The following is a 13,989-nucleotide window of genomic DNA, read 5'->3' on the forward strand; positions in this document are numbered from 1 at the left end:
AAGGGCCGCTGTTTTACATGGGATCTTCAATGAACAATAACGATCTGGTCGCCAAGCTGTGGAAACTGTGCGACAACCTGCGCGACGGCGGCGTCTCCTATCAAAACTACGTCAATGAACTCGCCTCGCTACTGTTTTTGAAAATGTGCAAAGAGACCGGCCAGGAAGCGGACTACCTGCCGGAAGGTTACCGCTGGGATGACCTGAAATCGCGCATTGGCCAGGAGCAGTTACAGTTTTACCGCAACCTGCTGGTGCATTTGGGAGCAGACGAGAAAAAGCTGGTGCAGGCGGTGTTCCAGAACGTCAACACCACCATCACCCAACCGAAGCAACTGACCGAGCTGGTGAGCAATATGGACTCACTGGACTGGTATAACGGTAGCCACGGTAAGTCTCGCGATGACTTCGGCGATATGTACGAAGGGCTGCTGCAGAAGAACGCTAACGAAACCAAATCCGGCGCAGGCCAGTATTTTACTCCGCGTCCGCTGATCAAAACCATTATCCATCTGCTGAAGCCGCAGCCGCGTGAAGTGGTGCAGGATCCGGCCGCCGGGACCGCGGGCTTCCTGATTGAAGCCGACCGTTACGTGAAATCACAGACTAACGATCTGGATGACCTTGATGGCGACACTCAGGATTTCCAGATCCACCGCGCGTTTATCGGCCTCGAACTGGTGCCCGGCACCCGTCGTCTGGCGTTGATGAACTGCCTGCTGCACGATATTGAAGGCAACCTCGACCACGGCGGCGCCATCCGTCTGGGCAACACGCTGGGCAGCGACGGCGAGAATTTACCGCAGGCCGATATTGTCGCCACTAACCCCCCGTTTGGCAGCGCCGCAGGCACCAACATCACCCGCACCTTCGTGCACCCGACCAGCAATAAACAGCTGTGCTTTATGCAGCATATTATTGAAACACTGCACTCCGGCGGCCGCGCGGCGGTGGTGGTGCCGGATAACGTGCTGTTTGAAGGCGGCAAGGGCACCGATATTCGTCGTGACCTGATGGACAAATGCCATCTGCACACCATCCTGCGTCTGCCGACCGGCATCTTTTACGCCCAGGGCGTCAAAACCAACGTGCTGTTCTTTACCAAAGGCACGGTCGCCAATCCGAATCAGGATAAAAACTGCACCGACGACGTGTGGGTGTATGACCTGCGGACCAATATGCCGAGCTTCGGCAAGCGCACGCCGTTTACCGAGCAGCACCTGCAGCCGTTTGAAACCGTCTACGGCGAAGATCCGTACGGCTTAAGCCCGCGTGAAGAAGGCGAGTGGAGCTTTAACGCCGAAGAGAGCGAAGTCGCCGACAGCGAAGAGAACAAAAACACCGACCAGCACCAGGCCACCAGCCGCTGGCGCAAGTTCACCCGCGAGTGGATCCGCAGCGCAAAATCCGATTCGCTGGATATCTCCTGGCTGAAAGATAAGGACAGCATCGACGCCGACAGTCTGCCGGAGCCGGACGTGCTGGCGGCAGAAGCGATGGGCGAGCTGGTGCAGGCGCTGGGCGAGCTGGACGCGCTGATGCGCGAGCTGGGCGCGGGGGATGAGGCGGATGCGCAGCGTCAGTTGCTGAATGAAGCGTTTGGTAAGGTGAAGGCATGAGTGCGGGGAAATTGCCGGAGGGGTGGGTAAACACAACTATTGGAGACATTTCGGTTAAATGTTCACAACGAGTGCCTGATGAAAACGAGCAATTCATCTATGTTGATATTGGTAGCATAAACCGTGAGCTCAAGGTAATTGAAAACCCTCAATATCTTATTGGTAAAGATGCTCCAAGCCGGGCAAGAAAAGAGATTAAAGCCCATGACATCATTGTTTCGCTAACAAGACCGAATTTAAATGCTGTCGCTTTAGTGAGCGAAAAATATGATGAACAGATTGCCTCAACCGGCTTCGAGGTTATTCGGCCAACTCTGGTAGAAAGTCGCTATATTTTTGCACTGGTTCGTTCTCGCCATTTTATTGACTCAATTTCAGGATTAGTTCAGGGAGCATTATACCCAGCTGCAAAGTCAAGTGATGTTCAATTGTATGCGTTTCCTCTACCCCCCCTAGCCGAACAAAAAATCATCGCCGAAAAACTCGATACGCTGCTGGCACAGGTAGACAGCACCAAAGCACGTCTTGAGCAAATACCACAAATCCTGAAACGTTTTCGCCAGGCATTGTTAGGTGCGGCAGTGAGCGGAAAAATCATCAATCAAGACTACACACAAAAATCTTTAGCACTTGGTTCATTTGTATCTATTGATATTGGTAATGCTTTTAAGAGTTCTGAATTTAGTGAAGATGGTATTCCTTTACTTCGTGGACAAAACATTGAGCCAGGCTCATTACGCTGGGATGAAACAAAGAGGTTTCCTTTAGAAAAGCTCCAAAGGTTCTCTCATTTGTTTATTAAAGAAAATGATATTATCTTAGCTATGGACCGCCCAATAATATCTACAGGATTAAAGCTTGCTAAAGCAAATAGAAATGACATCCCTTGTGTTCTAGTTCAGCGTGTTGCTAGGTTTAAAGAATTTAAAAATCTGTTACCAGACTACCTTTATTTATTATTGAAAGATCTGGCTTTCATTAACTATATTCAACCAAATCAAACAGGTAGTGATATACCACATATCAGCGGAAAACAGATACTAAATTTTAATTGTCATATACCTCCACTCCCGGAACAACACGAAATCGTCCGCCGCGTCGAACAACTCTTCGCCTACGCCGACACCATTGAAAAGCAGGTCAACAGCGCCCTGACCCGCGTCAACAGCCTCACCCAGTCGATACTGGCGAAGGCGTTCCGCGGCGAGCTTACCGCCCAGTGGCGTGCTGAACACCCAAGTCTTATCAGCGGTGAAAACAGCGCCGCCGCCCTGCTGGAAAAAATTAAGGCCGAACGCGCCGCCAGCGGCGGTAAAAAAAACTCGCGTAAAAAAGCCTGACCTTTATTTTCAAGCGCACCTGAACAGTGCGCTTTTTTACACTTCATCCTTCAAGCTGCCTCGGCGTTGGCTGCGTTCGCTCACCCCAGCCACGTATTTATATACGCTCCTGGGGACTCGTTCCCTTGCCGCATTGATGCAACTCGAATGATTTTGTGTATATTATCTTCCGTAACTATAACCATCAAAAATATATTCAGTATCTTCCTGAATATTCCCATTACAGTCTATTTTTAGCTGGACTTTTATTTTATTTACGGATGTTATGTACAGGTATTTAGCGCGATATGGCCGTGCGGGAACACGGCCATATTGCTCATCACAATCACTATTTTCAAGGAATAGCCATCATGACTACCGTCCATTCTATTGCAGATCCGTGCGATCCAGAAGTCTCCCCAACAAATAACCGTCATCTTACCGTAAGTTATGCGAGTCGTTATCCCGATTACACCCGTATCCACGCGCTCACCATGAAGGGCCAGTGGATGGAAGCCGCCGGTTTCGCCACCGGTACCGAGGTGGATGTGAAGGTGATGAACGGCTGTATTGTGCTAACGGCAAAGCCGCCGCAGCCGGAAGACTCTACGCTGCTTCAGTCTTTTCATCGGGTGGGTAAGCTGTCCGCCCGTAAGTAGCGGCAGGTGCAGGACTTTATCGACGTGATTTCAGGTAAACGTTCCGCCTGACGCTAACCGCTCCCGACCGTGAGTCGGGAGCGGTTCCTGATTAAGGAGCAATAACCTGCACCAGCACATCGGTTGCCCAGCTCTCCTCGCTGTTCACTACCAGGCCTTCTGCGCAGGCTTGCGCCATATTCCCCAGCTGGAAAGAGACGTCGTCATTAAAGTTAAAATCACGCCAGGCTCGCGCAAAGTTAATACGCCAGTATCCCATCCCCTGATCAAAGCGGATTTTCAGCGCCTGACCATTATCGAAACTCACCATCAGCTTACGGTGGTGCGGAATATCGCGGCCAGAGTTGAACGTCTGAATCTCCACGGCTCGTCCCATGGATGCCGCAAACCACTGGTCGGCGAAATCCTGGAAGTCTGCTTCACTCATCCAGTCATGGAAAGGTTTGTTCCCCGGGCGCTCTTTACTCCTGAACAGCGTATCAATCGTCACTTCCGCCTCTTGTGTCAGCATCGGTTTCAACGTCTTCAACAACCCGCCTAACAACGCCAGCGCTACAGGGTTTTGCAGATAGCGATCGCTATAGTGGATACCCGTCACCCGGCATTCCGTCAGCAGGCGCTGAATATTATCCTGAGACTCGGTCAGCAGGTTCCAGAAGCGCTGGCCAAACTGAGAAACCGGGCCGTTAAGCTGCTTATGGATTTCAATATCGTTAACCAGGCCTTTGCTGCCCGCATCCTCGGATGGCAACTCGGTTTTATAAAGCGCTATCGGTGCCTGCAAATGGCTGCGAATAACCATCTGGCTATTCAGATGCCAGCTCGGCCCGGGGATGGTAGCGTCATGGCTGCGAGAAATTAACGTCATCAGGCGATCGTCAAACGTCACCTGCGCAACGAGCGGCGTATCCGTATCCTGCTCAGACTGGCACAGCTGCACGCCTATCGCAGTGAACTGCGCGAGTTCCAGAAGGATCTCCGGATCGTCAATGTTTCGCGGGATAACCAGCACCACTTCAACATCATCTTTTAGCCGGTAATTCTGGATCGCGGTGCGGAACTGACGGGCATACAGATCCCACTCATTCAACGGCCCACTCATCCACAGCGTGAGCTTTCGCCCCCCATCGTTGATAGCCCGTCGCAGAGTATCTTCAATGCTCCCAGGGCAATATTGTGCATCAGCCAAAGAGAATTTCTCCTCATCCGGCAAGCCAATATAGTGGCTGAAATCCGCCCCCAGCCAGGCCAGCGCCGCTTTACGATCCAGCAGATCGTGATCGTGGCGGGTCTGTGAATCGAGCAGGCACTCGCTACAGGCGGTATCGCAGTGGTGGCAGCCCAGCTGCTTCACCATTCCCTTCAGCACAGCCTCAATGTGCAATGGCGCGCTGGAAGCAAAGCCCGCACCGCCGCTGATAATATCGTACAGCTGTACCGCCAGAACGGATTGCTCGTTCTCCAGCCTGACCGGGCGCACCGCGTAGCCCAGCTCCGCTGCGGAAACGCCCAGCACGCTCGCCAGCGAGCGCCGCAGCGCCACGGCCAGCGTCATTGCAACAATTCGATCTTCTTCCGTGTTATCAGCAATATATTCTCCGTCCTGCGGGCGACGGACAATCAGCTCGAAGACATCCGTTCTGGCCAGCGCTCCCAGCGTGACATTTTTATTCAGCGCCGTTGAACCCGGGCAGATAATCCGCTGATTCTGGCTATCCCGGTCGGCCTTTCCGGGGCGTGGCGGATAGTGTGTTTCCATGGATTTCGGCGCATCCGTGAGGTTGAGCATCGACTCCGCACGGCCGCAGCTCAGGCACAGCGCATAGCCGTGACCGCCTTCCCCCATACTTTGCTGGAACACATTACCGTCCGCCCCGGAAGCCATAAAGCCCATCAACGGGTTCGGTAACGGCACACGCTCGGCCTTAACAAATACCCAAGCCGGCACAACCGGAATGAATTTCATGGTCTCAATGTTATTGGTCACAGGATCGTGCGCATCCGTCACAAAACCCGCAGGCTGTAAAACCTGACGTCGGTTTTCCGGCGTGATGCGCTCACCGCACGCATCATTGGTACAGAACAAATCTCCCGAACCGCCAATACCTTCCTCATAGCCTAACGTACCGCATTTGTGACAACGCCAGGCGCTATCCAGACGCTGAGCTTCATTGGTATCAGCATTAAGATTATGCCAGTGCAGAGACACCCCAGCTGAGCGGAAGACCCGACCATCAAGGATAATTTCCGCGCCCGGCGCATACTCACGGATCGCCACGGAAAGGTTACGTGAAGGCAAGCCTTTATAACGCGAGACGTTATCTTCACGATCGCTCTTATCACGGACTTTGTACGTTTTCTCGCGGATATAATCTTCCATGGTGAAGTTATCAAAAGTGACAACATCCGTTGGGAAGCCATATCCAGGCAAGAAGGTTCTGGCTGCCAAATCGCGCAGCAGATACTCGCCGCAGTGCCGTTTTTTCTCCAACTCCAGACGTTTGCGATACGGCGTATTGGGCTGTGATTCACTTTCCTGCTTAACAAGATCGCGATAAATTCCCAGCCAGCGCTTCTGCAGCACCGCAATCGCATCGCACGTTTTATCCCGCAGCTTTTCTGCCGCAACGCCATGAAGCGCGGTGCCTTTAACCAAACGAACCAAAGCCGCGTCAATGCTCAGCGTCGGACGCTCCAGCCAGGCTTTGAAACGGTTACACACCGACTGTTCAAGCTCTTCACCAAAGAACCACTGACTATTAAGGCTGGTGCGTTCTTTTTCGGTTTCACCGATGACATGGCACAAATAGTCTGACAGCAGCAGAGAATTGACGTGGCGCTGTACCAGACGCTCAGAATTCATTGCCACCATCGGCGCAGGGATCACCGTTTCAAACGGCCAGAGAGGGTTAGCAAAAACCTGCCGATCGTGCGGGTTGCCTTTACATAACGTGTAAGAAATTGCGCGGGACTCTTTGCTACGCCCGGCACGCCCGGCACGCTGTAAATAGTTAGCGGGGTGCGGCGGGACGTTATTCATCACCACAGCAGAAATCCCGCCAATATCTACGCCCATTTCCATGGTGGTTGAACAGTTGAGAACGTTAAGCTGTCCGTTTTTAAACATACGTTCATAACTTTGCAGACGTTCGGATGATTGCTGGGCGGAATGCTCTGCCGTGCGGTAGTAAAATCCACCTTCAACGACGCGATCGTTAATGTCCGTCCAGAGGTTTTGCGAACGTAATTGCGCCACCAGAAGGTCCTGACCCAGCCAGTCACGAACTTTTCTTAACCCATCGACATAATCATCCTGAGAACGATCATGCTGCCAAATCTCAGGTAGCGTCACCGCCTGGGCGACAAAGGCGTCATATTGTGCACTGGTCAGCCGTTCAAACTGAATATGCATCGGCAGATAAGGCGTCAGGCCTCTGAAAGCCGTCGACAGTAATTTATTGGTTACCGGGCAAATGAAGGCTTTTTGAACCAGAGAGAATGTCAGATGCTCTTTAGGTAAATAAAAACGGTTGCCGTCAGATTTCAATACCGCTAATGACCCCGTCAACTGAAGCCATGCCTCTTTTAGCCACGCATTAACGATATCGATTGTGACCGTATTTACGCTGCTGAATTTAGCTCCGAGGATCAAAAGTTTGACCAGACGCTGCGTGACGTTACCGTGACGAATTTGCGGCCAGCGTTTAACCTGGTTGTCATCAGGCTCTTTCGAATCGGGATTACGGACAAATTTTGAAGAGAAACGGCTACCGATCCAGTTTTTCAGATCTTCGTCCAGCTGGGTGTAGTTGCTTTCCCTGACATAGAAATCCAGCGTGACCTTAAGAAAATCACGCCAGTCATCCAGAGTTAATCCTTTATCTTGCCAATGAGCAGGGATGCTATGCGCCTTCTCCAGCCCCAGATAACCCACCTGAACCAGCCCCTGTGTTTCCAGACTATTGGTGCGTTTCGGGCGCCGCATAAATTCACGGAAAAGCAGCATTTCAGCGAGTTTTAAAGGGCCACCATTTTCAGTGAAGATTTCAGGCTTGAGATAGTGGTTATACTGCAGGATAGGACCCTTGATATCCGCCTTATCTTTCAATTCCTTGACCATTTCAGGCCAGGAAAGAGAAATCAAAACCGCATCAACTTTTCCGCCAGTGGCGACCTGGATAGCGTGCTCTAAGCGCTCAGCTTGTTCTTCACGACGGATCGCTTCTTCCGGCATCCCCCAGTCATGAAGATTTTTCGCTTCTTCACGCGCCTGTGCTGCCATCTCAGTCAACTTCGTTACGTCAGCCAGGGCATTTGGTGCATGTGTTGACTGTTTCCGTTGGTGCCATCCAAGAATATCCACTACGCTGCCGCGCAAACGGCTACGCTCCGCTTCCTGCTGCATCCGCACCGCCATCCGTGCCGTTCCCTGACGGCTATCAGTGAATGTAATCAGTCGCCGCCCTCGTCCAGGCAAAGAAAGCGGGCCAACCCCCTCTTTACCTTCATCACTGATAAAGTCCTGACAATATTCCAGCACGGTAGGCACGATATTCGTCACATAAAAAGGCCCGCCTAGCAGTGCCCGCCGGAAGGGTTGTTTACCTTTACCCCCTCTATAACCGCAGTTGCTGGCACTACAGACCTGCTCAATATCATTCATCGCCAGCGGAATACTATCCGGGTTGACTACGCCAATACTCCGAGTCTGACGATCGAGGCGCTGCACGATATAGCCCATTTCGGTATTACATTCCGCGGCAATAATATGTGGTGGCTGGAATACCTGTTCTTTTTGAACTTTTTCACTCGAAGAGTCAAAATCATCAGGTGCTTCATCCTGCAGCGAAAACTCATCCCCGCCTTTATTATCCCACTGTACAAGCTTTCCTTTTTTATCCCGGGCAAGTAAATGCGGTTCATTACACTCATTACAGAACGCGAGTTCATAAACAGGGCTGCCACACTCGCAGTTTTGCCTCTGATTCACATACACATTGCCAAAAGGCCACCCTTTTTCCAGCGTAGTATTGTGTTTAGCAGAGCAATGTTTATCCACGCAGGCCCATATCCCCTGGGTATTACGCTGGAAAATATGCGCTCTGACTTTCAGAAATGCCGGTTCCTGCGCATTGGGAAGCGTGCCGGTACAGAGATCGAGCCAGCGCAAAATATCCTGCTGAGTGTATTGATGTTTTGTTAGCTCATTCAAACGCCAGGTCAGCGCATCAAGCTTCATCGGTCTGGGTTGACTCACAAGCATCTCACGGAGATGACGCGCTTGCGGAGAGTGGGTCAGCGCGGTATAGCGCTCAAGGCTAATACCCGCCCCATCAGAATCAGGAATATGCTCAAGCTCATCCAGGGATAAAGAAAGATGCTGGCACGGCTCCAGATCAGGAATGACACGGCTACCGCCCAGAACATCAATACGTTCCTGTGACACACCGGACAACTCAGATAAGAATTTTTTCAGCTGCTTTTCAGCATCACTTCCGGCAATAGTCGCCGATGTTGCAACAAAGCGAACATCATCAGGCGTAACGCCAAACGCCGTCATGACACGACGAAGTTGTAAAGCCAGTTCAGCAGCCTGGGATCCCACGTAGGTATGGGCTTCGTCCAGAACGATCCAGCGTAATGACTTTTCCGCTTTTGATTTCTGAATGATAGGTGCATCAACCTGACGCACCATCATGTATTCCAGCATGGTACCGTTTGTGACCAGAACAGGAGCTGGTTCCTCACGCATTTTCTCACGCGAAAGCACCTCGTTTGGCCGGTTTGCCTGCTCACTTTTTACTGAGGCATGCAGCTCTTCAGTATTGCCGTTATACAGACAGTACCGAATCCCGGCTCCAAAACCTCGGGTCCAGGCATCTAAACGTTCACGCTGTGAATTGATCAGGGCATTCAGGGGATAAAGAAAAAGGGCTCTAACGCCTATTAGTGGTTTTTTCCCGTTGTCCCGTAGTTCGCGATAAAGATCTTCCAGCACCGGAACCATGAAGCACTCTGTTTTACCCGAGCCCGTGCCGCTGGTCACAACCACCGAATGTTTTTTATCAAGTAATGCTTGCCAGCTGGCTAGCTGATGTGTGAACGGTTTCCAGGTTGAGCCAAAACGATAACGTCCGTTTTCTTCGTTATCGAGAGAATCAACAACCTCCTTACTCAGTAACGTTTGCTTTGTGGCAAGATCCCTCATCGTGAAATTTGACTCTTTCCAGCCAAATGTTTGTTCAAATACGGGAGAAGCCAGAAATGTTCCATCCTTTCCACATTCAGCCGCCATCTGCTGCGCAAGGTGCTCGCGAAGATGCGGGTTGGTTACGCCCATAATGCTCAGCGTAGCTTCCGTCGAACGAGATAACGACTGTTCAATCAGCGAAGAAAAATAGCGTGTAGTCATCCTTATTCCTTTTTATTTTTCAGCCACATTACGCAATAAGCAATACTGGAAAATGGCATTAAACCATCGCGAGTCAAAATCTCTGACTTGTCTTAAGAAAAATACGGCACCAGGTTTATTTTCAAAAACGCTGTCAAATGTTGTTTTACCGCAGGCAACAGCGGCAGCAAATATGGGGAGCAAAGTGACAGAATATCGGTAGCTGGTATCGGGTGAAATCTCTATAACAGGATCTTGTTGCGACGTGTACCAACGGAAAAGACCCGGCCCGCCAAACTCTGGCCAACGAGATTCACCATGTTCACGTAAGAGTTCCTGATACCACTCATGAATGATGCCTTTTATCATTTGTGTCGGAAAAGCTGGTGGTAATCTTCCCTGCTCGAACCATGTTTGCACCTCGCTGGCATAAGTTGGAAATGCAGTCCCTAATTGCTGGAACATTCGACCCAGCAACTTTATCTGCATTTCCTCCGGAGCACCTTTATGAGTCAGAAACGTTCGAAAACGCATTGCGGCATGTTTAACCTCAGTGATAGGCAAAAACTCCCAGAAAACAGGAAATTCGCTTTCAATACGGCTGAGATAATCAATGGACATCTCAAATTTAAACAGTGACATTGCCAATGCCTGTGGATGCTGGACCAAGGCACGCCATACCTCAAAGGTAGCCAGCGGTAAATATCCAAACTGATCGTATAAGTTACGTAAGAACTGCCAACCTGAATGTGCGGGGTCGCTTGCCATTTGTTCCAGAACTAACGTAATGGTATTTACATCCGCCCGAGGATTAAAAAGCTGCGTCGCTTTTTGCAGGGACTGTATTACCATAGTCTCGCTTTGGATTACCGGCTCACCTGCAATGTAACAAGGCCGAAATGAAGCTTCTTCACCTTGTTTGGGAACAACTAGCCATGGGCCATTATTTTGTATTGTCGAACTTAATTCGAATTCACCAACCGGAACACCTTCGCTCATTCTCGATACAAGTGGTATTGCTTTTCTTTCGGGCTCACTGAGTAACATAATAACGGGTGAAGGGATCTGCCCCGTACGATTGCTCACTGAATTAGCAAGAAGAAGCTGCATTTCCCGATCATACTCAAGGCTATATTTATAGCGTCTGATTTGCCAGGTAAAGGAACTACCTCCGCCCTCAATACGCATATCCACCGTTTGATCAATCCCTTTTTCCAGGGAAAGTAAATTGTCAATATGCTCTCTTAAGCTGTATAAAGTAAGCTCTACCGGGCTTTCTCCCGCACTATAGCGCCACTCATACCATGCCTGCATTCCGCTACGGGAGCGTAAACGCAGTTCAAGTTGGTATCGCGTAGGCTCACCATTTTTTCCGAAAAGGTATGCTCTGGCTCCCAGAAGATCGTTAATGGTTAAATTTTTTGGTAGAGGTTTGTCGTCTTTATCGAAGACAAGGCAACCTCGGGCAGGGAAAGGGAGAGAAATAACAATAGGATTTGCAGCAAGGTTTGGCGTTATTTGTAATAAAACCGATGCTGGAGGAACCCCCTCAGTTTTCATCATTATTTCTGTGCTACCGGGTAATCGCTTCCTATCAATCTCCAATAATTTTTCTTTCAAACTATACAAACAAGGATGTTTGGTAGTAATAATGATAGAACCTTCGTTTGCTTGTTCTCCATTTTTTATTTCCAGGCCAAAATCATTGGGAAGAATACCTATTTTCTTGCGCAGTAACGTTTCATTATTCTCGTTACGTACTGAAATAAACTGAGCACCCATTTTCTCTTGCACATCACAATTATCTATAAATGTGCCGTTGAAAAAACGTTTATAATGATGCGTTAATAGATTCTCAGAATTTTGGGAAATGCCAGGAACACCAAGGAAGAGCTCATCCGGGTAGCTTGTCCAGTTTAACCGCTTCCCCTGGAAAGAGAACCCTGTCTGGATAATCTGCTCTCTTCCTGTTTTTATCCGATACGTTTCACCGCCTTCAATCAGGATATCCAGGCGCCCTTTGACAATCAGAGCGCGGCATCCCAAAGCCGAAAAATCGGTTTCACAATCCTCGAGCTCTGAGGCCAGACAACCATCCTTTGGCAATACAATGAGCACATGGCTGCCACGTACACTGCAAGATGCTTGCCCTTGTAGCAACCATTCACTTTTATCAAAAACAAAAACTAATGGCACGTCGCCAACGGCAACCTCACTTCCTTCCAACAACCTGCTTCCGACAAGCATCCCTCCGGCTCTCGCCACAATAAACAAGCTGGCAGCGGGCTTTTTTCGAAAAAACTTAATTTCACGCTTACGAACTCTCATTTTCGCCTGTGAATTACTCAGCGTTGCATAGGCAGGCCCCAGGCTCGCAATTTCGTTACCATCTTCATAGATGGCAAGTTCGAAACGTGTTGTAGAAGGTGCACTATCAATCGAAAAACTCAGCTCTTCCGGAAGAGAAATGAGCGACTGTAAAGCCTCAGGATGATTTTCTGACCATAAGAACTGGCATAGGGTTGTTCTATTTTTTTGAAGGCGAGGTTTGGATTCAGTAGAAGCTGTTCGTAAAAGTCCATTAAGGAAACTGGTCCCTGTATCGTCATCGAGAGGAACAGGGAAACTGTCCCGCCACTTAGGATGAACACGGTCAAGTTCTTTTACGGGTTCTGTATGGTTACTCAGATCATATATTTGAACAAGCGAAACTAACTGTTCAGCCATACGACTAATAAGCTCGACTGAAGTATCCTCTTTAAAAACGACTGGCAGAAATGATTTTTCTACCGCTGCATGAACTAACGCAAACGTGGAAATGTTAGCAGACTGGGCCTGATCGTATTGATTGAGAATGAGAGAGAACATCGACTGAAAACGGCTATTGGACTCCTTCAACAATCTGAAAGGTAGACCGCCTTCACTGAATAAGGACCCTAAAAAATTCCGCCTTTCTGTATCATAGAACCGCACGGGGCGCCCCCAGTACTCGTCCAGGCCTCTAGGGATTATTTTCCCCATTTCCGAGGAAGATGCTGATACACCTATCGTTTTATAAATTGGATCCCATGCCCATCCACACTCCCTTTCATAATCTCTTCGATACCACTCTGAGCAGAACAATGTGAAACAGGCTGCATATCCTTTATCACTTTTGTAACCATCGGGTAACCCTATCGCCCTCAACAACCACTTCAATTCACCATATTCATCACTCGTTGCATGGTACTCATAAAGAGGGCGATTATCAGGTTTTCTTAAACTTCTACGATTTAGAAATTTGACTAACCATGGAGTACACTTAAGTATTGATATATGTTCTGTATGACTCAAAGTATGCTCCTTTTATTTTCATAATGAATAAATATGATAGGAAGATATTTTATATGGTGAAATAAAACTCAAAGCTGATCAGCGTACATCCTTTCCGCATAGACACCAACTCCAAATTTAAGTAGGTTCACTAATGAAAGACAGATAATGTTGACTTGAAAAAATCATTCAAATCATTCAAATCATTTGATTTAATAGAAAAACATACTAAGAAGATGTTAAGCTTTTATCTATAATTGAAAATGTAAATATCAGATACAACTATAGCAATGAATAGGCCCAGAAAGTTCAGAAAATCGATAAACCGGGAACTAATGAGTTGTTTTAATGGAAAACACACAAAAAGTCAGCTCTTAAGCGAGATGATTGTATCTTTTGGTGCGAAGATCAGCTCTCGGTTTCCATTCATGCCTTTGATCCTTTCCAGAATAGCTAAGGCCTGACGCGATAAGGGAACAAGATGGGGCGTCCGCATCTTTGAACCACGCTGTGAATGTTTAACACCTTCCAGCGGTTCACGCTCACTTGGAATCGTCCAAATGGCCGTTTCAAAATCTACTTCTGACCAGTGGACAAAACGCAGCTCGCTTGAACGGATGAAAATCAACAACGTGAGTTCGACTGACCCTGACCCCGAATATGCTCCAGTCATAATCAGGAATAACCAG

5 protein-coding genes and 1 pseudogene are annotated in these 13,989 nt (G+C 49.0%); 3 read left to right on the forward strand and 3 right to left on the reverse strand.

What is annotated here, in order from left to right; all coding sequences use genetic code 11:
* Positions 1 to 29: 29 nt before the first annotated feature.
* The 3 genes from hsdM to symE all read left to right on the forward strand — a co-directional run bounded on the left by hsdM (position 30) and on the right by symE (position 3,597).
* A complete protein-coding gene (gene hsdM / locus ACMYSP_RS09775) occupies positions 30 to 1,619 on the forward strand; it encodes a type I restriction-modification system methyltransferase (protein WP_434586548.1) in 1,590 nt (529 codons plus the stop codon).
* Entirely contained in the window at positions 1,616 to 2,959 is a 1,344-nt protein-coding gene (locus tag ACMYSP_RS09780) for a restriction endonuclease subunit S (protein ID WP_434586549.1), read from the forward strand. The genes hsdM and ACMYSP_RS09780 overlap by 4 nt, the downstream gene beginning before the upstream one ends.
* Before the next feature lie 350 nt (positions 2,960 to 3,309).
* Complete coding sequence (symE, locus tag ACMYSP_RS09785; RefSeq protein WP_434586550.1) at positions 3,310 to 3,597, forward strand: endoribonuclease SymE; 288 nt, start codon at positions 3,310 to 3,312, stop codon at positions 3,595 to 3,597.
* A gap of 91 nt (positions 3,598 to 3,688) precedes the next feature.
* Here the strand turns inward: symE and ACMYSP_RS09790 are convergent, their stop codons facing one another.
* The 3 genes and pseudogenes from ACMYSP_RS09790 to ACMYSP_RS09800 all read right to left on the reverse strand — a co-directional run.
* Complete coding sequence (locus ACMYSP_RS09790; RefSeq protein WP_434586551.1) at positions 3,689 to 10,009, reverse strand: DEAD/DEAH box helicase; 6,321 nt, start codon at positions 10,007 to 10,009, stop codon at positions 3,689 to 3,691.
* Positions 10,010 to 10,021: 12 nt separating this feature from the next.
* On the reverse strand, positions 10,022 to 13,321 hold the full coding sequence (locus tag ACMYSP_RS09795) for an STY4851/ECs_5259 family protein (RefSeq protein ID WP_434586553.1): 3,300 nt from the start codon (positions 13,319 to 13,321) through the stop codon (positions 10,022 to 10,024).
* A gap of 382 nt (positions 13,322 to 13,703) precedes the next feature.
* Positions 13,704 to 13,946: pseudogene (locus ACMYSP_RS09800) on the reverse strand (tyrosine-type recombinase/integrase); the annotation flags it as partial.
* Between the last annotated feature and the right edge of the window lie 43 nt (positions 13,947 to 13,989).

It is taken from the genome of Klebsiella sp. R390 (assembly GCF_051131745.1).
Taxonomy (GTDB): Bacteria; Pseudomonadota; Gammaproteobacteria; order Enterobacterales; family Enterobacteriaceae; genus Klebsiella.